Raw genomic sequence first — 24,410 nt, forward strand, 5'->3', positions numbered from 1 at the left:
CGCTCCGCTCTTCACGACGCCGCGCTCCCGATCGGGGGCGCGGCGTCGTCATTCACAGAGCGGCACCGCAGCGCCGGGCGACGGCCCGCTCGGGCCTGTGGAAAACTCGTCACGTGGGAACCAGCACTCGAATCAACCTGCGTGGACGCCTCGCCATGCGCGCCGCCGCCGCTGCGGCCTGGGCGTCACAGAAGGCCGGACGCGGCAAGGGGTCGATGATCGGTGGCCTCATCGCGCTGAAGATCGATCCGACGCTCATGCAGCAGCTCGGTCGCGGACGGCGCAGCGTGGTCATCACCGGCACCAACGGCAAGTCCACCACGACCCGGATGACGGCCGCCGCGCTGGCGACGCTCGACGAGGTCGCCACCCAGGCGGACGGCGCCAACATGGACGCGGGCATCGTCGCTGCGCTCACCGCCCGCCCGGACGCGCCGCTGGCGGCGCTCGAGGTCGACGAGCTGCACGTACCGCACGTGTCCGACGCCGTGAACCCCGAGGTCGTGGTCCTGCTGAACCTCAGCCGCGACCAGCTCGACAGGGTCGGTGAGATAAACATGATCGAGCGCGCGCTGCGCGCCGGACTCCAGAGGCACCCCGACGCCGTCGTGGTCGCGAACTGCGACGACGTTCTCGTCACCTCCGTCGCGTACGACTGCAAGAACGTCGTGTGGGTCGCCGCCGGCGGGGGGTGGGCCAACGACTCGGTGAGCTGCCCACGCACCGGCGAACCGATCGTGTGGGACGGGCCGCACTGGCGCAGTACCGGGTCCGACTTCGCGCGCCCCACGCCGGACTGGTGGCTCGACGACGACAATCTGTACGGCCCGGACGGGCTCGTGATCCCGATGAAGCTGACACTGCCCGGCAAGGCGAACCGCGGCAACGCGGCACAGGCCGTCGCGGCAGCGGTCGCGATGGGGGCGAGAGCCGAGGACGCGGTCGCCGCCGCATCGATCGTCGACGAGGTCGCCGGCCGGTACAGCACCGTCCAGGTGGGCGCGCACTCCGTGCACATGCTGCTCGCGAAGAACCCGGCCGGCTGGCAGGAAGCGCTGTCGATGATCGACCACAGCGTCGACGGCCTCGTCATCGCCGTCAACGGCCAGGTCCCCGACGGCGAGGACCTGTCCTGGCTGTGGGACGTGCGTTTCGAGCACTTCGAGGGCGTCAAGGTGGTCGCCGCGGGCGAACGCGGCACCGACCTCGCGGTCCGGCTCACCTACGCGGGCGTGGAGCACACGCTCGAGCACGACCCGATGCGTGCGATCGCGTCGTGCCCGCCCGGACGGGTCGAGGTGCTGGCGAACTACACGGCGTTCCGTGACCTCAACACCGCGATCGCGAAGGAGAACAGCCGCGATGTCTGAGTCGACGGTCCGCATCGGCCTGGTCCTGCCCGACGTCATGGGCACCTACGGCGACGGCGGAAACGCCCTCATCCTGCGCCAGCGCCTGCGCATGCGCGGCTACGACGCCGAGGTCGTCGAGATCACGCTCGGCGATCCCGTCCCCGAATCGCTCGACGTCTACACCCTCGGTGGCGCCGAGGACTCGGCGCAGCGCCTCGCGACGCGGCACCTCACCACCTACCCGGGACTGCAGAAGGCCGCCGAACGCGGCGCCCCTGTGCTCGCGATCTGCGCGGCCATCCAGGTTCTCGGGCACTGGTACGAGACGTCGTCGGGCGAGCGGGTCGAGGGCGTGTCGATGCTCGACGCCACCACGTCCCCGCAGGCGACGCGCTCGATCGGCGAGGTCGTCACGACACCGCTGATAGACGGCCTCACCGCACCACTGTCCGGGTTCGAGAACCACAGAGGGGGAACGACACTCGGCCCCGACGCCAAGCCGGTGGGGCGGGTGACCCGCGGTGTCGGCAACGGCGTCGGCGACGGACTCGAGGGTGTCACGCAGGGCTCGGTGATCGGCACGTACATGCACGGACCGGTGCTCGCCCGGAACCCGGAACTCGCCGACCTGCTGCTGAAGCGCGCCCTGGGTGTGGACGAACTCGCGCCGCTCGATCTACCCGAAGTGGATCTGCTGCGCCGCGAGCGGTTGCGGGTGCGCTGAGTCGGAGCAGTCGCGCGCGATCCCTGCCGAGTCGACTCGGGCCTTCTCGCGGACGCGAAAGTGCCCCGAACAGGGGTGTGGCCGGGAATGCTTTCACATCCTCGGCCGCATCTCTGTTTCACGAGACTTTCACCGTTTCCGATTACTTACTCGATCCGCACTACTGAAACTACGCCCGCCGGTAGCGCCCTGCAATGCTTCCGGCGCCAGTTTTCCGAGTTGTGACCGCGCCCCGGATTTCGCGTCCTGTGCGTTACACGAGCCGCTTCCCGGAGCGGATCCGGCGTTGCAGATCCCGCATGAGCACCCGACTCGGCAAGTGCCGGACGAATCGGGGCACGAACCGGTTCACGAAAGACACGAAGACGAAGAGGTGCTCGAAGCGGCGGCGATCGTCCTCGTTCCACTCCATCCCGAGTTGCTCGCGGAACAGCGGCGGCAGGAAGCCCGTCGTGAGGAACCTCAGCAGGTCACCGAACACGAGACGCAGAGGCGGGCGAACCATGCGCAACGCGATCAGATCGTTCAGGTAGTCCCGGACGGTCTCGTCGATCGCGACGCGCTCGCAGGCGATGTTCCAGTACCGGTCGAAATCGGCCCGCGTCGCCGGCCACATGTCCTCGGTGACCTGCAACGTCGTGCCGAGCGTCGACGACGACCGGTAGAACTCCTCGGCCTGCTCGGGTGTCATCCTGCCGTGCAGCAGCTGGTGTGTGTCCTCGAACCCGATGAACAGGCACGCCGCCACCCACAACTGCAACTCTCGGTTGAACGCGTTGTAAGACACCGGGCTGTTCTCGTCGGAGCGGACGTACCGGTGGGCTCCGTTGACCGCCTCCCGGTATGCCCGGCGTTCGTCGTCCGAACCGAGAATCGCCACCGACAGGTAGGTGAACGTGGTGCGAGCACGCTTCCATGGATGCTTGGCCAGGCTGCCGGACTCGACCTTGCTCTCCGCTACGCCGTGGCCCACCTCCGGCCACGACAGTTGCATCACCACGTTCGCCGCGCCGCCCGCGAACGACCAGAAGTCGAGCGCGTCGGCGATCCGCGCCGGCCGTCCGCCGCGGCGAGGAGTGGTCGCGATGCGGATCCGGGTGCGCTCGTTCGTCAGGCGCGGTTCGGCGCCGGGGAGGTCGAGGTAGCGGGTCGGCATGAATCCCCTCCGTCGTCCGCGGTCACTTGGTCTCGACGTTGTCGACGATCCAACGGTCACCGTCTCGTTCGAGGGTGACGACCATTCGGTACTTCTGCGACTTACCCTCGGGGGCAACCACATTCTTCGCCTCCTGGTCGACGAAGGCCAGGACGACCGCACTGGATTCGTCCACGCTCTCGACACCGATGTTCGAGACGGTTGCCGTCGCCTGCCCCTGCCCGTCGGTGACAAGGCTCCGCAGCGCGTCGACCATCTTGTTGTACTGGCCGGTGAACTCGGAGGTGGACATCCCGGCGATCTTGTCGCGGTTGGCATCGAGGTTCTGGTAGTCGAACGACGCCACGGTCTGCGCGTAGTCGCGGGTGGTCTCGACGGCCTGGTCGCGCAGCGTGTCGAGCTGCCGCTGCTCCCACCACTGCCAGCCGGCGAGTGCGCCGAACACGACGGCGAGCACGCAGAGCACTGCAACCGGCACCGGGCCGAAGCTTCGGGCGGCCTTCGCTGCAGGTCGCTTTTCGCGCGGCTCCGTGGCGACGCCTTCCGGCGCGGGTTCCGGCAGCGTGGTGACCGGTGCGGCGGCGTTGGCGGCGTCCCGCTTCTGTTCCGTCATCTTCCGAGCTCCTCCAGGAGGTGATTCCATTGGTCGAGCGCCTCGGCCCCGGTGGGAACGAGGATCGGGTCCGCCGCCATCGGCGGACCGATGACCGTTCCCGGAGTGGTCGCGTTCTGCAACCCGAGATCGTCGGGGCGCGGAGCCGTTCGCGATCCGCGCTGGGCGATGTTCTCTCCGGGCGGGCAGTACAACGTGAGGTTCGGCTCGGCGGGAGTGAGGTCGCCTACCGCACGCCGGGCGGTGTCGTAGTTGCACACCGGTCCCTGCGTCGCGACGAGCGCGAACTGCGCACGATCCCCCTTGACGATCGACTCGAGTTTGCCGAGTCCCTCAGGGATCTCGTCGAGTCCGGCCGCGAGAGCGTTACTTCGGTCGGATATGACCGGAGTGACCGTGGCGAGGTTCGCGAGCAGCGCACCGAAGGAATCGTGATAGCGATCGAACAGGTCCCGGGTCCGGTTCAGCGCGGCGGGCGACTGGTCGAGGAGGTAGACCAGCACGGGACCGCTGGTGTCCAACTGTTCGGTGAACGTGCGGGCCGCGCCGGTCCCGCGCACGAACGAATCCCCGGTGGCGGACATCGTGCCCAGCAGGTTCGCACTGCGTACGAGCAGCGACCGCAACTGTGGGGCCTGCTCGCCCAGCAGCGTGCTGATCCGGTCTCCGTCCTCGATCAATCCGGAGAGGGTCGGGCCGAGACCCTCGAACGACGCCCCCAGCTCGGTGCCCAGCGTGCCGACCGCGTCGGGGGCGATGCCGTCGAGCAGCTTCGCGGCATCGCCCATCAATCGGTCCATCTGGACCGGCTGCAGATCCTGCGGCGCCGCGAGTTCGTCGCCGTCCGCGAGAAACGGTCCGGTGTCGGTGTTCGGGAAGATGTCCACGCTCTGGATGCCGGCGACGGTCCCCATTCCGACCTTCGCGATGCTGTCCCGCGGAATCCGGGTACCCGCATCGAGATCGAACTCGATCCGGGCGCCGCCCCGATCGGGCACCAACACCACCGAGGCCACTTTCCCCACCTGTACGCCGCGATAGGTGACGCTCGTTGCCGCGGTGAGCCCGAGAGCATTGGACATGTTCGCGTGCAACCGGATCGGATCCCGGAATGCGCCCGGGCCCGCGACGTAGGCGATGCCGAAGGGCACGACCACGGCGGCGGTGATCGCGAAGAGCACCAACTGGACCAGGACGACTCGCCTCATCGGATTCCTCCCGACAGCAGGGACTCCAGCGACCCGGCCTCGGCCGGCAGGGGCGCCGTACTGCCCGTCAGCAGGTTCTCGATGGAACCTGGGATGTCGAGGGTGCCGTCGAACATCAGGTAGTCACCCTCGACGGCCCCGCCGAAGTTGTCGAGGAAACCGTTCATGGTGGTGAGGGTTTCGCCGATACTCGCGTTGAACGAACTCAGCGACGCCAACACCGTGGCGGTGTCGCCGAGCATCGCGTCCAGCCCCGTCGACGCCTGTGACAGCACGAAGTCGAGGTGACCGGCGAGCGCCGCACTCGAGTCGAGCAGAGTCGAGATTCGCTCCCGCTGCCCCACAAGCACGTTCGTCACCTCCGGCGCGATGTCGAGGAACTGGTCGATCGTCTGCTGCTGGGCCGCGAATCGGCGTGAGATGTCCGCGGCCAACTCCATCGCGGTGTCGAACTCCTGCCGATGTGACATCGCAGTCCCCGTGAGCGTGGTGACGGTGCCGAGGAGGTCCCGCACCTGTCGGGGACGGCCGGCGAACGCGACGTTCAGCTCGTCCAGCACGGTCTGCAACTGATCGAAGCCGCTGCCGGTGAGGATCGTGCCGAGTGCCGCGAGCGCGCTCTCGATCTGTGGCCCGACCTCGGTGCGCGACTCGGCGATCACGTCGCCGTCGGCGAGCATCTCGGTGGACGGCTGCTCGGGCGCACGCAGGCGGATGAACGGACTTCCGAGAGCCGACGGGAGTTCGACCGCCACCTCGACGTTCTCCGGAAGTGCGACCGACGATGACAGATTCAGATCCACGATTGCACCGACAGTGTCGGTCGACAGGTCGGAGACCCGTCCGACGACGCGTTGACCGTTCCGCACGTCGGCACCAGTCAGGAGGCCGTCCGCGTGCGCGAGTTGCACGTGGACCGTGTAGGTGTCCCCCGGCACGGTGCGACCCAGTGGCAGGTCCTGGATCCCCGCACCACACCCCGCGACCAGCACCGCGCCGACCAGCGCTCCCCCGACGACCACTGCTGCGCGCCGCATCAGTTCCCTCCGGCCGGGGCCATCCCGCCCGAGAGCAGCGTCGCCAACCCGAGCGGGTCGGAGGCACTGATCGGGAAGGAGATCGGGTTGGTGAATCCGGCGCCCGTACACAGCGGCATCGGGTACTGCTCGCACAGGGGCTGAGCCACCGCGAACTGCGTGAGCGCAGTGGAGACGTTGAGCCGGATGCGACCGCGATCGTCCGGCCCGACGGTCTGCGACAGGTTCTGCATCAACAGCGGCACCAGATCCATGAACTCGGCGAGGCCCGACCTGTTCGCGACGAGTGTGCCGCCGAGTGCCGTCAGGTTCTGCGCGACGGCCCCCACATCGTCCCCGTGCTCCGCGGTGAACCGGTCGATCTGGTCGAAGACCGTCGCCAGGTCCTGCAGCGGCTCGGACAGATCGAGATCCTGTGTGGACCACTCGTCGCCGAGCGCAGCGAGATCGGACACGAGCGCGTCGAGGCTGACCTGGCGGTCGTCGAGCTGCGCCATCAGGGTGTTCAGGTTCTCGACGACGGCACCGATGTCCTCGCTCCGAGCTCCCACGACACCGGTCGCGGCACCGAGGTCCCGTACGGCGCGATTGAAGTCGTGGCCGCGCCCTTGCAGGCCGGACGCGGCACGCGACAGCAGGTCGCCGGCGTTCCCGCCTTCCGGCCCCAGCGCCTCGGCGAGGGTGGCGAGGCTGCCGATGAGGCCGTCGAAGTCGATCGGAGCGTGACTGCGGCCGAGCGGGACGACGTCTCCGTCCTGCAGCCTCGGACCGCCCTGGTACGCCGGGTCGAACTCGAGGTGCCGGTCGCTGATCACGGACGGGTTGAGCACATACGCGTGCACATCCGCCGGTAGCTCCACCGACGCAGGCACCGACGCGATCACGCGCACGAACGTGCCCATCGGTTCCACCTTCTCCACGGTGCCGACCGGGACGCCGAGCACCGTCACATTGCTGCCGGCGTAGAGACCGTTGACGTAGGCGAAGTCGACCCGGACGGTCGTGGTGCGGTCTGTTCGAGCGAAGACGTACCAGGCACCCGCCGCGACGGCCGCCACCAGGACGAACGCCAGCACGGTTCTGCCGATTCTGCGGGGAGTCCTCGGGGCGGTCATCGGCACCCCTGCATGACACCGAGTGCGCACAGCAGGTTGTCCGGCACGACTGCGGCCGGGGCGGTGACGTCCGTCCACGCCCCGTTGCCCGTCGCGTCGGTAGCCGCTCGCAGGGCCCGAGGGAGCCGGTCGAGTATCTGTCCGATGTGATCGGCGTTGCGCTGCAACGTGTCCGTCACGTCGACGAGGTTCGTCGTCATCTGCCCGAACTCCTCCTCGTGCTCGGTGTAGGTGGACGCGAGAGACGACAGCACCGAACGCAGATTCTCGACCAGTTCGGTGAGGACTTCCCTGCGCACCGCGAGCGTGCGGACGATCGTCTGCGCATTGGCGACCGTAGTCGACAGCGAATCTCCCTGTCGAACAGCCAGATCCGACACCGATCTGGACATCTCCAGGAGCTGGTCGATCTGCTCGGCGTTCCGGGAGACCACGGCAGACGCCCCACTGACACCGGCGAGAACCCGGCCGAGCTGCTCGGGGTCGTCCGGCATCACCTCCGACAGCGTCCTCATCATCGCTTCCAGCGATGCGGTGTCGATCTCGGTGGCCGCGTCGGTCGCATCACGGCTCATGTCGTCGAGACTGTAGGGCACCGTGGTACGCGCGAGCGGAATGACGTTCGCCGCGGTCGCATCGGCATTCTCGGCGGTGACGACGCCGGCCGGGACCACCTCGAGGTAGCGCTTGCCGAGCACGGTTTCGAGACGCACCGAGGCGGTGGTCCGGTTACCGAGGGGCTGCCCGTCGTCGAGCCGGAAGTCCACCCGCACGTGGTTCCCCGCAATGTCGATTCCCTCGACCCGACCAGCGGGGACACCGGCGACGTAGACGGGGTCGCCGTCGGACAGCCCACTGGCGTTCGCCAATTCGGCCGAGTACGGACTGGTTCGGGACAGGTACCAGAGCTTCGGGATTCCGATCGCCGCGGCGAGACCGGCCACGAGCAACACGATGCCGACGGTTCCGAGTGCGAGCGGGGCGCCGGATCCGGGGCGACGCTCGCCACGGAACAGGAACAGCCACGCGCCGACGACGACGTCGATCACTTTGACCACGAACATCATCGGCACACCTCCGAGTGGGTGCCGCCGAAGATGTTCGCTTCGACGTCGCCGGCCTTCAGGACGAAATTGCACAGATAGAGACTCACGAAGCCGCCGTAGGCGCTGATGCTGTTCACCCCGTCCGCGAACTGCGGCATCTTCGCGACGAACTGCTCGAAGGCGGGAGTGTCGGCGATCCAGGTGTCGGTCACGGACTTCAGATCGGTGACCGATGCCCCGAAGGCACCCTGCGAGCGGGTCAACGCCGCGGCGAGGGAGGCGACGGCACGATTGCCGTCGTCGAGCAGGACGGCCAGCCTGTCGTTGCTGCCGACCACCGACGTGCTCAGGTCGCGCAGACCGGTGACGAGCTGCTCGAGTTGCGGTTGCCGCCGGTCGACGGAAGTCATCAGGGCGTTCATGTTCGTGAGGAGTTGCTCGTACACTCCGCTCCGGTCCGCGAGATCACCGGCGAGGGTGGCGATCCGGTCGAGCAGGGCCGCCACGGTGGCGCCCTGCCCGTCGAAGGTTTCGACGAAACTTCGGGTCAGCGTGTTGACCTCGGCCGGCCCCAACGCGTCGAACAGCGGCGCGAATCCGTTCATCAGTGCGGTGAGGTCGACCGGCGGAGTGGTGCGGTCGAGGGGGATCACACCCCCGGGCTCGAGGGTGTCCGACGCGACGCCGGCGTCCGGTTGCAGGGCGACATCGTCGGGAGGGCTGAGGGCTACGTACCGGGCACCGAGCATGTCGCCGTAGCGCACGGCCGCAGTGGTGTTCCGGTCGAGCGAGTGGTCGGACGACACCTCGATCCCCACGACCGCCTTGCTGGTCCCGCCGCCCGCATCGGCGAAGGCGATGGAATCGACGCGGCCCACCCGGACCCCGGCCATCGTCACCGGGTTTCCCTCGTGCAGGCCCTCGACGTCGGTGAACTCGACCGTGTACCGCTCGCTGTCCCCACGTACGGGAACCGAGAGGGTGTTGGCGACCAGCGACGCGCACGCCGCTCCCACTGCACAGAAGCCGAACACCTTCGCGATCGGAACCCACCCGAGCTTCATCGGATCCGCACCTCGGTTCCCCGGACGAGCGGACCCAGCATGAAGGTGGAGGCCGGATTCCGTGCCGCCACGGCAGTGTCCCCGAGCAGGCGTTCCTCCAGCAGCCGGAAGGCCTCCTGCTCGTCCGCTCCCCCGGCGACGGACGGAGGACCGCAGTCGCCGGGTTGCCCGCCGTAGGCGGGGCAGTCGGCGGCGGTGTACGGCATGGGGTCGGCAAACGTCGGGACGGCGGTGATGTCGAAGTGACCGGTGGCGAACACACGGGCACCCGCGGCACCGAAGGTGCGCGCGCCCTCGAGCGTGTCGACCAGGCCGGCGGGGTTCGCCGCGGTAGTGGCCAGAATCGTGCCGGCCGAATCGACCACTGTCACCACGCGGTCGCGCTGCTCACCGACGAATCCCGTGAACACCGGCGCGAAACTCGCTGCGGATTCGATGGTTTCGTCGAGCGCCTGCCGATTGTCGACCATGCTCTGCGACACGTTCGTCGACGACGACAGCGTCGCGAGCACGTCGGGGCTGGCGGTGTGCAACGTCTGCAGCACGGATCGGAAGTCGGGAGTCGAGTCGAGGAACGTCCGCACCGCGGGGGCCAACGTCTGCGACGCCCCGTCGAGTCGATCGACGATCCGGCCGACCATGGCTCCGCGACCGTCCAGCGCATGGGAGATCGCGGACAGCGCGACCTGGATGTTCTGGGGCTGCATCCGGTCGAGGATGTCGACCAGACGAGTGTAGACCGCGTACAGGGCCACCGCGTCCGGACCGGTGTCGGCCCGCACCTCGTCGCCGTCGGCCAGGCTCCCTTGCGGCTGTCCCACGGGATCGTCGACGAGCTGGATGTAAATGTCCCCGAAGAAGGTACGGGGAACGACTCGCGCCAGTACGGCGGCGGGGATCAGGTCGATCGAATCCGAGTCGATCCGAAGTCGGACAACCGACGATTCGGTCCCCGAGTCGATCCCGGCGATGCGACCGACATCGACGCCGCTGTAACGGACCGGCGCCTCGCCGTTGACGAGCCCCGCGGAGGCCGGTATCGCGACGAGCACCTCCGGGTCCCGATGTAGTTGGCCGGTTCCCCGCAGCACCATCGCCGTTCCCGCCACCACCGCGACCAGCACGGCCACGGCGCCCCGCAGGACGAAGGCGGTTCGACGCCGCGAGTAGACGTCCATCTCAGACCCCCATCCCGGGGATCGTCGGGACCAGCCCCCACAGCGCGAACGTCATGAGCACGTCCAACACCCCGATCGCGAGAATCGCGGTACGCAGCGCCCGTCCCGCCGCCTGACCCACACCGGCCGGTCCACCCGAGGCGAAGTATCCGTACGAACAGTGCACCAGTGCAACAACTCCCGCGAACACGATGGCCTTGATCGCGGCGTAGACGAGGTCCACCGGCGACAGCGCAAGGTGGAAGAAGTAGTCGTAGGTGCCCGCCGAGGCGCCACCCCACACCACGATCACCAGACGGGTCGACAGATAGCTGGCGAGCAGTCCGATCATGAAGATCGGGAGCACACACACCATTGCCGCCAGCACCCGTGTGCCGGCCAGGAACGGGATCGACCGCACCCCCATCGAGTCGAGTGCGTCGATCTCGTCGGAGATCCTCATCGCCCCGAGTTGCGCGGTGAACCCGGTGCCCACCTTCGCGGCGAGCGCGATCGCGACCACCACCGGCGCGAGTTCCCGCGTGTTGGCGATGGCCGACAACATCCCGGAAAGGGTTGTCATGCCTACCAGTTCGAGTCCGCGCTGCGTCTCGACTCCGAGCATCATCGCGGCGGCGAGTGACATCGCGAACACGATCCCGATGGTTCCGCCGCCGGAGAGCACAGAGTTGGTTCCGAAGCTGACCTCGCTGATCTGCGCCAACACGTGCTTGCGATACCGCGTCGCCGCGTAGGGCAGCGAAACCAGGGTGCGGAAGAAGAACGTGACGTGCCGGCCGACGTCGGCGAGTCCGTCGACCACGGCGGACGCCGGCCGCATCGCCCGGCGCAGGCGCACCCGGGTGTCGAAGGCAACCATCAATACGCTCCCACGGCCGGGACGATCACGGTGTACAGCGCGGACAACGCGGTGTTCACGACGAACACGAGCGCGAAGGCGATCACGACGGCCTCGTTGACGGCGTCGGCGACACCGCGCGGACCACCCTTCGCGTGCAACCCCTTGAACGTCGCGACGAGCGTAGAGGTGAGAGCGAAGATCGCGGCTTTCACGAGCGCCATCACGAAATCCGCTGTCCGGCCGTATTGACCGAATGTCGCCAGGAACGTTCCGGCGGGCAGGTGCTGGACGTAGATGTGGTACAGGTAGCACGCCATCACGCCACCGAAGGTCACCATCGCACACAGCGCCACCGAGACCACCACGGCAGCCAGCAGTCGCGGGGCGACGAGCCGTTCGACCACGTCGATACCCATGACTTCCATGGCGTCGATCTCCTCACGGATCTTCCGTGAGCCCAGATCCGTGCAGATCGCCGAGCCGGCCACCCCCGCCATCATCAGCGCGCAGACCAGCGCGGAGGCCTGCCCGACGATGATGAACGCCACCACCGCACCGGAATAGCCGCCGGCACCGATCCGCCCGGCGAGCTCACCGACCGACACCGCGACGAACACACCGATCGGCACCATCAGCAGCAGAGAAGGACCGGTGCTGACCCTGCCGATGAACAGGGTCTGCTTCACGGTCTCCTCGAGCGACAGCCGACCGCGAAGGAGAGCTCTGGCCAACGACACCATCGCCTGCACGGAAAAGCCGATGAGGTACCCGCCCTGGAGCGCGACGTCCTGCACCGGCCCCTTCGCGGGGGGTAGTTCGTAGGTCATGCGCCGGCCCTCCCCAGTTCCGTTTCGACCCTCGACCTGACGACGCGCCCCTGCCGCGCGGCGCCGGACCCCGCACTCAGCCCTGGACGACGGGCGACGCCCCGCCCCGCAGATCGCCCTTGACGACCTTTCCACTCGCGTTGCGCGGCAACGCTTCCACACAGACAACAGCCTTGGGATGCTTGTACCGGGCCAGTTGCTCGTCCAGGAACGGCTGCAACTCCTCGAGAGTGAGTTCGCCACCCGCATCCGGCCGAAGTGCCACGACGGCCACCGGGATCTCGCCCCACTTGGGGTCGGGGCGCCCGATCACGGCCGCCTCGAGAATCTTCGGGTGCGCGAAGAGCGCGTTCTCCACTTCGGCGCAGTAGATGTTCTCACCACCGGAGATGATCATGTCCTTCTTGCGGTCGACCACGTAGACGAACCCCTCGTCGTCCACTCGAACCAGATCTCCGGAGTGGAACCATCCGCCGTGGAACGCATCCGCGGTCGCGGCGGGGTTCTGCCAGTATTCGAGCATCATCGTCGGGCCGCGATAGACGATCTCACCCACCGCGCCCGGGGCGACGTCGTTCATGTCGTCGTCCACGACCCGGGCCTGGACGGTCGGAATCACCCGACCGACCGAACCCAGCTTGCGCAGCGCGTCGTCACCGTCGAGCACGCAGGTGATCGGCGACATCTCGGTCTGCCCGAACACCGCGACGTTGGACGCGTCGGGGAACGTCTCGGCCATCGCCCGAAGCACGGTGTCCGAGGCGGGCGCCGCACCCCAGGAGATGCCGCGCAACTTCAGCTTTCGCGGTTGCGCCTGCTGCACCGCGCATACCGCCTGCCACTGCACCGGGACGAGGAACAGCGTGGTGACCTGCTCCTCCTCGAGAACGTCGAGGAGTGCGCCGGGATCGAACGCGCCGACTGGGTAGATGACGGTGGTGAGACCCAGCATGAGGCTCGGGGCCATCGACCCCAGCGCCGCGATGTGGAACATCGGCGACGCGCAGAACCCGATGTCGTCGGAGCGGTTGAGCTGGAACGCACGGATACAGGTGAGCGCCTGCGCCTCCATGTTGCTGTGGGTGAGCACCGCACCCTTGGGTCGACCGGTGGTGCCGGAGGTGTACATGACGAGCGCCGGCGTGTCGTCCGGAACATCCAGGGGCACGCGGGGAGTGCCAACCTCCGAGATCAGCTCCTCGTACCCGAGGGTGTCGCCGGTCGTCTCCCCTCCGACCGTGACGGACAGCTCCAGACTGCCGGTCTCGGCCCGGACGGCCGCGGCGAGCGGGGCCAGCGTCGTATCGGCGACGACAGCACGGGCGCCGCTGTCGCGCACCAGGAACGCCACCTCGGGAACGGTCATGCGGAAGTTCACAGGGACCGCGATCGCACCGAGAGCGTTGGCCGCCAGCACGGCCTCGAGGTACTCGGGACGGTTCAACATCAGGATCAGCACCCGGTCGCCGAACTCGACGCCCCGGCGGGAAAGCGCGTCGGCGAGCCGTTCGACCCGCTCGTGCAGCGTCGACCACGTGATCGACGCGCCCTGGAAACGCAGCGCCGGACGATCCGGGATCATGCGAGCGTGCCGGGCCACCTGGTTGTTCCAGTTGGTTCGACGCGATCGCTGCGCCTCGAGCAAGGCGGCAGGCACAGCAGCGGAAGTGACCATCGAGGGTTCCTCTCGTGCGTGGCGGGTCCTCCCGACCTGACCGGACCCATGGTTCGATGTGATGCAGATTACATGGTTTGAGTGGTTTCGAGGCTCGTTTTGTTAATTGCGATTCTCGTGCGGTCGACCGTGCCGGCGATGTGGCGACCGGAACGCCAGGTTCACTCCGACTCGGTTCGCTTCCTGCGCTTTTCGCACGCGCGAGTAGCCTCGTCTCCGCGACGTAGCGGCCGGTCCAGGGGCGGCGGAAGTGGATGCGAATTCCGCTAGCCGCTGTATCGCGGCTTCCGCTTCTGCAGCATCGCTGCGGCACCTTCCGCGAAGTCCGGAGAAGCGAGGAGCTCCGCCTGGCCGATCTTCTCTCGCTCGAGCGCGTCGTCGAGTGCCGCCAGCGTTGCGGCCGCGAGCGCCCGCTTGGTCAGTTCCAGTGCGCGACGCGGGCCCGCGGCAAGCCTGCCGGCCACGTCCCGAGCATGATCGAGCAAGTCGCCGTCCGGCAGCGTCCTCGAGACCAGGCCTGAGCTATCCGCCTCGGCAGCGGACAGCCGCTCCCCGAGCAGCGCCAGCTCTGCTGCCTTCGCCCGTCCGATCGATGCCGACACCAACACGCTCGACCCACCGTCCGGCATGAGGCCGACACCGACGAACGCGAGCAGGAAGTACGCACTTTCGGCCGCGTACGTGAGATCGGCCGCGAGCGCGATCGACACCCCGACCCCGGCGGCCGGACCGTTCACCGCCGCAACAACCGGGACCGGCACCTCGACGATCGCGCGGATCACTTCGTTGGCGACGTCCATGACGACCGTGGGATCGGCGGGATTCACGGCACCGGCAGCCAGGTCGGCGCCCGTGCAGAACGCCGGCCCCGTCCCGGTGATCAGGATGGATCGCACGCTCGGGTCGCACCCTGCCTCACGGATCGCGGCACCGAGCTCCCGCATCGTCGACATGTCGACGGCATTCATCCGTTCCGGTCGTGAGATCGTCAGCTCGAGAACGGAGTCCTTCAATTCCCGCCGCAGGCCGTCGCCCGTCGTCGTGGTCATACCCGAACCCCTTCCTCGATCGCACCGGCGAGGCGGTCGCGGATGATCGCCTCGGCCTCTCCGATCATCCGCCGAACCAGGTCGTCACAACTGGGAATGTCCTCGATCAATCCCTGACTCTGGCCTGCGGTCCAGATGCCCGCGTCCAGCTCACCCCGCTCGAACACCCGCCTGCCCCGCGCTCCGGCGACCAGATCCGCGATGTCGCCGAATTCGCAACCGCGGGATTCGATGTCGATCACCTCGGCGCTCACCGTGTTCGCCGCGACCCGAGCCGTGTTCCCGAGTGTCCGGAAGATCAATCGCGTTTCCAGCTCACTGTTGGCGACGATCCGTTCCTTGACCTCTTGGGCGACCGGCGATTCCGCTGTGCACATGAAGCGGGTACCCATGTTGACGCCGTCGGCGCCGAGCGCGAGTGCCGCGACCAGACCCCGCGCGTCCGCGATACCTCCGGACGCGATGACCGGGATACTCAGCCTGCGGGTGGCGGCAGGGATGAGCACCAACCCGGGTACATCGTCCTCACCGGGATGGCCGGCGCACTCGAAGCCGTCGATGCTGACCGCGTCCACGCCGATCTGCTCGGCTCTGAGTGCGTGCCGCACACTGGTGCACTTGTGGATGACCTTGACGCCCGCGTCCTTGAAATGCGGTAGGTGCTCCACGGGGTTGGACCCGGCCGTCTCCACGATCCCGATCCCGGCGTCGATGATCACCTGCCGGTACTCCGCGTACGGCGGCGGCGAGATCGACGGCAGAAGAGTGAGATTGACACCGAACGGCTCGTCGGTGAGACGCCTCGTGCGCTCGATCTCTTTCGCGAGGGCGTCCGGCGTGGGCTGGGTGAGCGCGGTGAGGAACCCGAGCGCACCGGCCTCGGCCACCGCCGCTACCAACTCGGCACGACCCACCCACATCATTCCGCCCTGGACTATGGGGTGGCGCACTCCGAACATCTCGGTGAAGCGGGTTCTCACATGGACCTCCTCGGATCCCTGGAACAGGTACAAGAGCCTCGAGAGCCTGGTGCAGTGCTGTGGCCGGAGAACAGCCGAGGGGTGAAGCGTCCGGCAACGCGATCGGGCCGGATCAGTACGAGAATCGGCGTTAACTTTCGTGTCGATCGACTCGTTTGTCAACCCCTTACCTACAGGCGAATTGATTTGACCGCCGGTCGAATCCGGAAGCGAAACCGGAGACACCGGCACTCACCTCTCGGCTATGCTTCCGGTACCAGTCCTTACACGTCAGGAGGTTCGGTGACGGAGCGGACGAAGACCGGATCCCGCACTGGGCGCGTTCGCATCGACGTGCAGCATCTGCCCACCAGCGAGATTCGACGCCGGCCGAAGAACCGGAAGGCCCAGATCGCCGCGGTGGCCGCCGAGGCCTTCACCGAGCGCGGCTATCACGGCGTCAGTATCGACGAGATCGCCGCGGCCGTCGGTATCTCGGGTCCTGCCCTGTACCGCCATTTCCCGAACAAGTACGCACTGTTCTCGCAGGCCGCGACCGATCTCGCCGAAGCCCTGGAGAATGCCGTCGCACAGGACGACGCCGACGTGGTCGGCGACCCCGTCGATCGGCTCGATCACCAGATCCTCGCGGCGGTCAGGACCACCGTCGCCCATCGCCGCACGGCCGGGCTCTATAGGTGGGAGAGCCGCTATCTCGAACCGCCGGACAGGGCGGCGGTCCGGGGAGCCGTCGAAGCGGTCAACCGTCGCATCGGCGCGACGCTCGAGGACATCAGGCCCGACATCACCCACCGGGACTCGGTACAGATCTGCGTCGCGATCCTCGGAGCGATCGGAAGCATCACCGTTCATCGGGCCGCCTTGCCGGCGCGGCGACTCGAGCGACTCCTGCTCGGCGCGTGCCGATCGATCGCTCGCGCCGAACTCCCCGCGGAGACGCCATCCACCGGAGTCCACCCGAGGAACGCCGGAATCCCGTTGGCCAACAAGCGCGAAGTCGTGCTCAACGAGGCCATCCTGCTTTTCGAGGCGCGCGGCTACCACGAGGTGAGCATCGAGGACATCGGCCAGGCCGCGGGTATCAACGCCTCCGGGGTGTATCGCTACTTCTCGAGCAAGTCGGATCTGCTGGCAGCGACCTTTCATCGCGCGGCGGAGCGACTCGCCGTCGCGGTGAGCACCGCACTGGGCAATTCCGACACCCCCCGACAGGCTCTCGAGTCGCTGGTCGAGGTCTACGTGCGTCTGTCGTTCGCCCAGTCCGAGCTCATGAGCGTGTACTTCGCGGAGATCGGGAGCCTGCCGGCGCCCGAGCGCACCTCGCTGCGAAACACGCAGCGCCTCAATGTCGAAGAATGGGCTCTGCTACTCGGCGAGGCTCGGCCCGATCTGTCCGTCGCGGAATGTCGCTTCCTCGTCCACGCGGCGCTCAGCCTGGTACTCGACGTCGGGCGGGTGATGCACTTCGAGTCAACCGCAGCCAATGAAGCCCGGGTCCGGCAGCTGATGCTCGCGACGTTGTTCGGTGAGACGAGCGACGCATGAGCGGAGCGGCCGCAGTGGTGCTACGCGCCCACGGCGGACCACTCCGCCTCGAACCCATCCGGGTACCCGAGATACGCGACGACGAGATTCTGGTGCGCATCCAGGGAGTGGGCATCTGCCACACCGACCTGACGGCCGCAGACGGTGGTGTCCCGTTCCCTCTTCCGGCGGTTCTGGGCCACGAGGGTGCCGGGATCGTCGAGGCCGTCGGCGTCGGTGTCGCCGGACTCACGCCGGGAGACCCCGTGGTCCTCGGCTTCGACTCGTGCCGATCCTGCCGCAACTGCGGCCGGGGGCGGGCGGCCTACTGCGAGAACGCAACCGCCCTGAACCACGGTGGAACCCGGCTCGACGGGACCACCACGCTGACCGGCACCGACGGTACTGCGCTACACGGCAACTGGTTCGGTCAATCCTCGATGGCGTCACACGCGGTGGCCTCTGCCCGCAACGCGGTACGCCTTCCCCCAGACGTGCCGGTCGCGCTCGCCGGTCCGCTCGGCTGCGGACTCCAGACTGGGGCCGGGACCGTCTTCAACGTCCTGCGCCCGGATCCCGGATCGGCGATCGCGGTGTTCGGGCTCGGCGCCGTGGGGATGGCGGCGATCATGGCCGCGCGGGTAGCCGGGTGCGGGAACGTCATCGCCGTGGACCCGATCTCGGCCCGCCGAACCCTGGCGCTGGAACTGGGGGCGACGGCGGCGCTGTCGCCCGTCGACGTCGACGACGTCGGGCGGGCGGTTCGCCGCGAGTCCGGTGGCGGTGTGGATTTCGCAGTGGAATCCGTGGGAACCGAACAGGTTGTCCGTCATGCACTGTCCTCGCTACGCCCGCCCGGAGTCTGCGCGACACTGGGGTTACTGCCCGGACGTAATCCCATCACGATCGACCAGAGCCATCTCCTGAACGGGCGCACCCTCACCGGCGTCATCGAGGGCGATGCCGATCCACTGACGTTCCTGCCGATGCTCGTCGACCTGTGGCGTCAGGGTCGCTTTCCGGTCGAGAAGCTGGTACGAACGTTCCCGATCGACCGGATCGACGACGCGATCGCCGCGACACGGTCCGGAGAGGTGGTCAAGGCGGTACTCACGTTCGCGGACAACGACACCGGAGGACGAGCATGAACGTACGAGACGAGGTCGCCGCGCTGCGGGCGCGCACCGACCGGATCGATCCGCGGGAACTCGATTCGATCTGGGACCGCTTGGCCCCGTGTCGGCCCGTGGATCTGATCGGATACCGCTGGCGGGGTTTCGACTTCGACACCGGACATCGCACGAGTGGGCTCCTCCGTCGAGCGCATTGGTACGGCAAGGCATTCGCCAGCGAGTCCGACGTGCAGCCTCTGCTGTGCCGCAGCGAGGACGGACAGCTGTTCTCCGACATCGGAACCGGGCACGGCGAGGCCAGCCTGTGGGAGGTCGTGTTCCGCGGGGAGGTGACCGCGACGATGGTCTACGACGGCATGCCGGTGTCCGACCACTTCAAGAAGGTCGACGACGACACCGTCATCGGCGTCATGAACGGCAAGGGCACGTTGGTGTTCGACGGCGGCGAACACTTCTGGTTCGGGCTGGAGCGAGACGTCGCACTCTGACACCGCAGCGTCCGTGCGCGACGGCGATGCTCAGATCAGATGCCGGTGTGCCGCAAGGCGCCGGCGCATGTCCCACAGGTAGAACGTCGCTGTCACCTGCCGTATCGGTCGCGGCACCCGCCGGTAGACGACGGGCAGGACGGTCATGAGCCGATCGAATCGCCGTTGATCGCGCGGGCTCCACGGCAGGGCGAACTGGTCCCGCACCCGGGGCGGCAGCAGGCCGATCGTGAAGAAGCGCTGCAGCGGCATCGTCAAGCGGACAGGTAGCGGGGCCTTACCGCCGGAGAGCAGTCCGCGCACGTACGCGCGCACCTGGTCGTCGACCTCCGCGCTCTCGATCATCCGGTCCCAGTAGGCGTCGAACTCGGCACGGGTGGCCGGCCACATGTCGTCCCTGACCTGCAGCGCCGTCCCGTACACCGCGGACTGTCGGTACAGCCGATCCGCGTCGGCGTCAGCGAGTTCACCGAAGAATCGGCGGTACATGTCGGAACCGTTGCGGTACAACGTTGCCGCCACCCACAGCTGCAGTTCGGGATCGAATGCGTTGTACCGCTCCGACCGCACCGGGACGTGCGCCTTGTTGACCAGCTGCACCACCGCCTGCTTCTCCTCGGGAGTGCCGAGGGTGACGGCGTACACGTACGTCATGGTCGTCCGCAACCGGTCCAGGGGACGCTCGAGGGTCGAGCTGTGCTCGGCGACTCCACGGCCGACGCCCGGCAGCGCCAACTGCAACAACACGGTGGCTCCGGCGCCGATCAACAGCATGGACTCGCCCACGAAATCGGCGAGGTCCAGTGATCCGGCGGGCGGGTCCAGGGAGTCCGGGAGCGCGCGGCGCGGCCGCGTGGTGGCATCGATCGTCATCGGTCGTCGCTTTCGTCGGGTGATGGACGGTGGTCGGTCATTGCCAGATCCCGCTCCGCTCGAGGTGCGCCACGAGCCGGTCGGCCGCGTCGTCGAACTGGATCCGAGTGTGCCGCACGACCGCGGCACCATCGCGGGCCGCGATCGCCGCGATCAGATCCGCGTGGGCGCGCACGGCGAGGGCACCCCACTCCGGGTCGGCCGCGTACAACTGATGCGGCGTGTACCGGGCCGCGCCGGCCAGGAACCAGGCAAGCTTGGGGCCGCCCGCGATACGGCACAGTTCGCGATGGAACTCGTACTCGGCCTCGGCAATCCGCTCCGCATCGGTCGCGCCGACCGCGTCGTGGAGAACCGCGTTGAGATCGGTGAGCCGCGCCAGGTCGTCGGCGTCCGCCGAACCGGAGGCACGCACCGCCAGTTCCACCGTGATCCGGCCCTGCAGCCAGAAGATGTCGTACACGTCGTCTCGATCCAGCGGCGAGACGACGTATCCACGGTTGGGGACCGATTCGACCATCCCCTCTCCCCGGAGCGTCAGCAACGCCTCCCGCACCGGGGTGACGCTCACCCCGAGTTCGGCCGCGGTCTCGTCGAGGCGGACGAATGCGCCGGGCCGCAGCCGGCCCGACATGACGGCACCACGCAGGTGCGCCGCCACGTCGTCGGAGAGTTGGGTCCGGCGGAGGGGCCGCGTGGGCCGAACCGGCGCAGCCATGGCACCCCCTACAGCCCGTACGTCTTGCCGATGATGTCGCGCTGGATCTCGTTGGTACCACCGTAGATCGACGCGACCAGGGTCTTGCGGACGTGGCCCTCCATGTCGAATTCGGTGGCGTAGCCGTACCCGCCCATCATCTGCATTCCCTCGAGGGCCACCTTCTTCGCGGTCTCCGTGGCCTTGAGCTTCACCATGGACGCCTCGCGCGGGAACATCTTCGTCGGGTTGTCGTCGACCAGTCGCGCGGTGTTGTACACCAGTAGCCGGGTGCACTCGATCTCGGTCGCGAGGTCGGCGATACGGTGCCGCAGCGCCTGGAAGGTTCCGACCGGCCGTCCGAACTGCTTTCGCTGCGTGACGAATTCGAGCGCGTCGTCGAATGCCCGCTGGGCCGTGCCGAGCATCATGGCGCCCAGGATCAGGCGTTCGATGTTGAGGCCGGTCATCAGTTGCGTCCATCCCTGTCCCACCTCGCCGACCACCGCGTCCTCGGGGAGCAGCACGTCAGTGAGATAGAGGTCGTTGACCTCCTTGCCACCCATCGTTGCGATGCCGCTGATCTTCAGTCCCGGCGTGTCGGCCGGCAGATGGAACATCGTCAACCCCTCGTGCTTCGATCCGGTGCGATCGGTTCGGGCCACCAACAGGATGTTCTCGGCGAAATGCGCGTTGGAACACCACGTCTTCTGTCCGTTGATCAGCCAGCCGCCGGACACCTTCTCGGCCTTGCAGCTGAGATTCCCCACATCGGAGCCCGCCTCGGGTTCGGACATCGAGATCGACTCGGATGCACCCCGGACGATGCCACCGAGCACGGTCTCCTTCTGGGCGTCGGTGCCGAACTTGGCGTACGCGGCGCCGGTGATGAGCGTGGGGCCCACCCCGCCGATCGGCGCCATCCCCCGCGCCGCCTGTTCCAGCAGAATGCACATGTCGACTGCGGTGCCGGCAGAACCGCCGTACTCCTCGGGCACCGTGATGCCCAGCCAGCCCAGGTCGGCCATCTTCAGGTAGAGGTCTTGGTTGTGGTTGTGTTCGCCGCGACCGGTGAGGGCGTCACGCTGCTCGCGAGTGCCGCACTCCTTGCGGCAGAACGCCGCCACGGCCTGCGCGAAGGCCTGCTGCTCGGCGGTGAAGTCGATCGTCATCTGATGTGCTCCTGCCTGCGAAGAGTCGAGTGAAGCGAGGGCTCGAACGCCCCGATCGGCCGCGGATACCGCGCGTGGGGTTGTCCCCGTCTGCCGGGACCAATAGTGTGAGCGTCAACACAGTAAATCACATCACATATATGTGATGCGATCCCCGGCACGGAGGAAGCCCGACATGACCCGAGAACTGTCTTCGAGCGACGCTGCACCCGGATCAACCGTCGAACCCGCCGCGCAGGACGCGGCGACGACCTTCGCGAGCCTGGATCCGCGGACGGGGCAAACGCTTGCCGAATACCCGGTCGCCACCGCCGCCGACGTCCGAGGGGCCGTCGAGCGGGCGCGCGGCGCGGCGCGCTGGTGGGACGCCCAGGGCTTCCGCGGCCGTCGCGACTGGCTGCTCGAGTTCAAGAAGGCGATCGCCTCGGACGGCGACGACCTGGCACGGGTGATCTCGGCCGAGACCGGCAAGCCGCACGACGACGCCCTGCTCGAGGTGATGCTCGCCGTCGAGCATCTGGACTGGGCCGCCCGCAACGCGAAGAAGGTACTCAAACCGCGCCGGGTCCCGTCCGGACTGGTGAGCGCCAACCAATCGGCCACCCTCGGCTACAAGCCGCTCGGGGTGGTCGGGGTCATCGGACCGTGGAACTACCCCGTGTACACCCCGATGGGATCGATCTCGTACGCCCTCGCCGCCGGCAACGCGATCGTCTTCAAGCCCAGTGAGCTCACCCCGGGTGTCGGAAAGTGGCTCGAGGCCAAGTGGAACTCGCTCGCCCCCACCCAACCCGTGCTCCAGGTGATCACGGGCCTCGGCGCAACCGGTGCAGACCTGTGTCGCGCCGGCGTCGACAAGATCGCGTTCACCGGATCCGGCCCCACGGCCCGCAAGGTCATGGCGGTCTGCGCCGAAACCCTCACTCCCCTCGTTGCGGAATGCGGCGGCAAGGACGCGATGCTGGTCGCGGAGGACGCCGACCTCGACAAGGCGGTCGAGTTCGCCGCGTTCGGCGCGTTCGGCAACGCCGGCCAGACATGTGCCGGTGTCGAACGCATCTACGTCGCCGAACCGGTGTACCGCCAGTTCCTCGACAAGTTCACGGCCGCGGTCGAGCGGGTCCGACCGGGCGGGTCCGACGCCGACACCTACGGACCGATGACGCTGCCGCGCCAGGTGGACGTCGTCCGCAACCACATCGCCGACGCTCTGGAGAAGGGCGCTCGCGCAGTGACCGGTGGAATCGACTCGGTGCACGAGCGTTTCGTCGAGCCGGTGATCCTCACCGACGTCCCGGAATCGTCGTCGGCGGTGTGCGAGGAGACGTTCGGTCCGACCGTCGTGGTCAACCGGGTGCGCGACATCGAGGAGGGTATCGAGCGCGCGAACGCCACCTCGTACGGCCTCGGAGCATCCGTCTTCACGTCGAACCGCAGTCGCGGCAAGGACATAGCGGACCGTCTGCGCACCGGCATGGTGTCGGTGAACTCGGTTCTCGGTTTCGCCGGAATCCCGTCGTTGCCGTTCGGTGGCATCGGTGAGTCCGGGTTCGGGCGCATCCACGGCGCCGACGGCTTGCGCGAGTTCAGCCGGCCCAAGGCCGTGACCGTCCAGAAGTTCTCGGCGCCACTGAATCTGCTGACGCTCGAGCGATCGGCGCGAGACATGAAGATCTCCGCGTGGATGCTCAAGGCTCGGCACGGGCGGTGACGGCGATGACCCTGACGAACGGACGCCGCGCGGGAAGCTTCCCCGGCCCGGACCGCGATCCGCGACCACGACCGGGGCGGCGGGGGTGGGTGAAGGTCGTCGAGGGCCTCGATCCGGTGACCCGGCACCAGGACATCCTGCGGATCACCTCGGGGTACGAGTTTCCGTGGGACTACCAACGATCGCTCGAGTTCGCCCTGTTCCGCACCTACTGCGTGCCGTCGATCTCCGAACTCCTGGCCCGCACGGGCGAGTTCGAGAAGCGACCGCAGAAGCGCTACGACGACACCGCCCTCCTGATGAGCGAACTGGTCGAGCACGGCTACGACTCGCCCCGCGGCCGGGAGTCCCTGCGCAACATCAACCGCATGCACGGCCGCTACACGATCTCGAACGACGACATGTTGTACGTGCTGTCGACGTTCGTGTACGACCCGATCGACTGGATCGACCGCTACGGCTGGCGCAGACTGCACCCACACGAGCGGCTCGCCTCGTTCCACTTCTACCGTCAGGTGGGAATTCGCATGGGGATCAAGCACATCCCCGACTCCTACCAGGAATTCCATCGGTTCAAGATGGACTACGAGCGGGAGAAGTTCGTCTACAGCGACGACAATCATCGGATCGGCACGTACACGCTCGAGCTGTTCCAGTCGTGGTACCCCGGCTTCCTCGCCAGACCCGTCGCCACAGCCGTGTACGCGTTGATCGACGAACGCATGTCGCTCGCTTTCGGGTTCCCGAAGGGGTCGCCCAGGGTGCGAGCGGTGGCCGAGGCGGGCCTGCGTGCGCGGTCCGCGGTGGTGCGCCTGCTACCCAAACGTCGGACTTCGTCGGCGGCAACCGACCCGGACAATCGCACCTATCCCGGTTATCCGGTGGGTTACTGCCCCCGCGACCTGGGTGTCGAGCACGATCACCCGCAACGGGCGAACTGAGTTCTC

The 24,410-nt window shown here is 67.7% G+C and carries 23 protein-coding genes; 7 read left to right on the forward strand and 16 right to left on the reverse strand.

From position 1 onward, the window contains the following. Positions 1-113 precede the first annotated feature (113 nt). Both PSS76_RS20020 and PSS76_RS20025 read left to right on the forward strand, forming a co-directional pair. On the forward strand, positions 114-1,370 hold the full coding sequence (locus PSS76_RS20020) for a Mur ligase family protein (protein WP_005516030.1): 1,257 nt from the start codon (positions 114-116) through the stop codon (positions 1,368-1,370). Then, complete coding sequence (locus PSS76_RS20025) at positions 1,363-2,076, forward strand: type 1 glutamine amidotransferase (protein ID WP_064058240.1); 714 nt, start codon at positions 1,363-1,365, stop codon at positions 2,074-2,076. The genes PSS76_RS20020 and PSS76_RS20025 overlap by 8 nt, the downstream gene beginning before the upstream one ends. A 253-nt stretch (positions 2,077-2,329) precedes the next feature. Here the strand turns inward: PSS76_RS20025 and PSS76_RS20030 are convergent, their stop codons facing one another. From PSS76_RS20030 to PSS76_RS20090, 13 genes are all read right to left on the reverse strand, one after another. Continuing rightward, the gene (locus PSS76_RS20030) at positions 2,330-3,232 is read right to left on the reverse strand and encodes an oxygenase MpaB family protein (protein ID WP_013414672.1); all 903 of its coding nucleotides are present in this window, start codon (positions 3,230-3,232) and stop codon (positions 2,330-2,332) included. 22 nt (positions 3,233-3,254) lie between these two features. Then, positions 3,255-3,845, reverse strand: coding sequence for an Rv1363c family protein (locus tag PSS76_RS20035; protein WP_013414671.1), 591 nt, complete (start codon positions 3,843-3,845; stop codon positions 3,255-3,257). Beyond that, a complete protein-coding gene (locus PSS76_RS20040; protein ID WP_013414670.1) occupies positions 3,842-5,053 on the reverse strand; it encodes an MlaD family protein in 1,212 nt (403 codons plus the stop codon). The genes PSS76_RS20035 and PSS76_RS20040 overlap by 4 nt, the downstream gene beginning before the upstream one ends. Further along, a complete protein-coding gene (locus PSS76_RS20045) occupies positions 5,050-6,090 on the reverse strand; it encodes an MCE family protein (RefSeq protein WP_013414669.1) in 1,041 nt (346 codons plus the stop codon). Before PSS76_RS20045 ends, PSS76_RS20040 begins: the two co-directional genes overlap by 4 nt. Further along, complete coding sequence (locus PSS76_RS20050) at positions 6,090-7,205, reverse strand: MCE family protein (protein WP_337456573.1); 1,116 nt, start codon at positions 7,203-7,205, stop codon at positions 6,090-6,092. Before PSS76_RS20050 ends, PSS76_RS20045 begins: the two co-directional genes overlap by 1 nt. Continuing rightward, a complete protein-coding gene (locus tag PSS76_RS20055) occupies positions 7,202-8,272 on the reverse strand; it encodes an MCE family protein (protein ID WP_013414667.1) in 1,071 nt (356 codons plus the stop codon). The genes PSS76_RS20050 and PSS76_RS20055 overlap by 4 nt, the downstream gene beginning before the upstream one ends. Beyond that, entirely contained in the window at positions 8,269-9,315 is a 1,047-nt protein-coding gene (locus PSS76_RS20060; protein ID WP_064058237.1) for an MCE family protein, read from the reverse strand. Before PSS76_RS20060 ends, PSS76_RS20055 begins: the two co-directional genes overlap by 4 nt. Further along, positions 9,312-10,493: an MCE family protein gene (locus PSS76_RS20065; RefSeq protein WP_238782299.1), complete on the reverse strand. Its 1,182-nt coding sequence runs from the start codon at positions 10,491-10,493 to the stop codon at positions 9,312-9,314. Before PSS76_RS20065 ends, PSS76_RS20060 begins: the two co-directional genes overlap by 4 nt. 1 nt (position 10,494) lies before the next feature. Next, positions 10,495-11,352 carry an MlaE family ABC transporter permease gene (locus PSS76_RS20070; protein ID WP_005516047.1) on the reverse strand — a complete coding sequence of 286 codons (858 nt, stop codon included), beginning with the start codon at positions 11,350-11,352 and terminating at the stop codon, positions 10,495-10,497. After that, on the reverse strand, positions 11,352-12,161 hold the full coding sequence (locus PSS76_RS20075; protein ID WP_005516048.1) for an MlaE family ABC transporter permease: 810 nt from the start codon (positions 12,159-12,161) through the stop codon (positions 11,352-11,354). The genes PSS76_RS20070 and PSS76_RS20075 overlap by 1 nt, the downstream gene beginning before the upstream one ends. Before the next feature lie 76 nt (positions 12,162-12,237). Then, positions 12,238-13,836, reverse strand: coding sequence for a fatty-acid--CoA ligase FadD5 (fadD5, locus tag PSS76_RS20080; protein ID WP_005516049.1), 1,599 nt, complete (start codon positions 13,834-13,836; stop codon positions 12,238-12,240). A gap of 266 nt (positions 13,837-14,102) precedes the next feature. Beyond that, positions 14,103-14,885, reverse strand: a complete 783-nt coding sequence (locus PSS76_RS20085; RefSeq protein ID WP_069854717.1) for an enoyl-CoA hydratase — start codon at positions 14,883-14,885, stop codon at positions 14,103-14,105. Continuing rightward, positions 14,882-15,865 carry an NAD(P)H-dependent flavin oxidoreductase gene (locus PSS76_RS20090; RefSeq protein WP_069854716.1) on the reverse strand — a complete coding sequence of 328 codons (984 nt, stop codon included), beginning with the start codon at positions 15,863-15,865 and terminating at the stop codon, positions 14,882-14,884. Before PSS76_RS20090 ends, PSS76_RS20085 begins: the two co-directional genes overlap by 4 nt. A 282-nt stretch (positions 15,866-16,147) precedes the next feature. Between PSS76_RS20090 and PSS76_RS20095 the strand changes: the two genes are divergently transcribed. Genes PSS76_RS20095 through PSS76_RS20105 form a run of 3 tightly spaced genes read left to right on the forward strand, consistent with a single transcriptional unit; the run spans position 16,148 to position 19,010 of the window. Further along, positions 16,148-17,410, forward strand: a complete 1,263-nt coding sequence (locus PSS76_RS20095) for a TetR/AcrR family transcriptional regulator (protein WP_022593674.1) — start codon at positions 16,148-16,150, stop codon at positions 17,408-17,410. Beyond that, positions 17,407-18,537 (forward strand): NAD(P)-dependent alcohol dehydrogenase, encoded by a 1,131-nt coding sequence (locus PSS76_RS20100; RefSeq protein ID WP_022593672.1) that lies wholly within the window; start codon positions 17,407-17,409, stop codon positions 18,535-18,537. The genes PSS76_RS20095 and PSS76_RS20100 overlap by 4 nt, the downstream gene beginning before the upstream one ends. Further along, positions 18,534-19,010 carry a DUF4334 domain-containing protein gene (locus PSS76_RS20105; protein WP_022593671.1) on the forward strand — a complete coding sequence of 159 codons (477 nt, stop codon included), beginning with the start codon at positions 18,534-18,536 and terminating at the stop codon, positions 19,008-19,010. Before PSS76_RS20100 ends, PSS76_RS20105 begins: the two co-directional genes overlap by 4 nt. A 30-nt stretch (positions 19,011-19,040) precedes the next feature. On the opposite strand, the gene PSS76_RS20110 is transcribed toward PSS76_RS20105, so the two are convergent. Genes PSS76_RS20110 through PSS76_RS20120 form a run of 3 tightly spaced genes read right to left on the reverse strand, consistent with a single transcriptional unit; the run spans position 19,041 to position 21,752 of the window. Beyond that, positions 19,041-19,883 carry an oxygenase MpaB family protein gene (locus tag PSS76_RS20110; RefSeq protein WP_337456574.1) on the reverse strand — a complete coding sequence of 281 codons (843 nt, stop codon included), beginning with the start codon at positions 19,881-19,883 and terminating at the stop codon, positions 19,041-19,043. Positions 19,884-19,920: 37 nt separating this feature from the next. Continuing rightward, positions 19,921-20,601 carry a GntR family transcriptional regulator gene (locus tag PSS76_RS20115; RefSeq protein WP_221296846.1) on the reverse strand — a complete coding sequence of 227 codons (681 nt, stop codon included), beginning with the start codon at positions 20,599-20,601 and terminating at the stop codon, positions 19,921-19,923. 8 nt (positions 20,602-20,609) lie between these two features. Further along, the gene (locus PSS76_RS20120; protein WP_013414655.1) at positions 20,610-21,752 is read right to left on the reverse strand and encodes an acyl-CoA dehydrogenase family protein; all 1,143 of its coding nucleotides are present in this window, start codon (positions 21,750-21,752) and stop codon (positions 20,610-20,612) included. Between the two features lie 175 nt (positions 21,753-21,927). Between PSS76_RS20120 and PSS76_RS20125 the strand changes: the two genes are divergently transcribed. Beyond that, positions 21,928-23,463, forward strand: coding sequence for an aldehyde dehydrogenase family protein (locus PSS76_RS20125; RefSeq protein ID WP_084924851.1), 1,536 nt, complete (start codon positions 21,928-21,930; stop codon positions 23,461-23,463). A gap of 5 nt (positions 23,464-23,468) precedes the next feature. Then, a complete protein-coding gene (locus tag PSS76_RS20130) occupies positions 23,469-24,404 on the forward strand; it encodes an oxygenase MpaB family protein (protein WP_044990355.1) in 936 nt (311 codons plus the stop codon). Positions 24,405-24,410 lie beyond the last annotated feature (6 nt).

Source organism: Prescottella sp. D32 (genome assembly GCF_037287305.1).
Classification (GTDB): Bacteria; Actinomycetota; Actinomycetes; order Mycobacteriales; family Mycobacteriaceae; genus Prescottella; species Prescottella equi.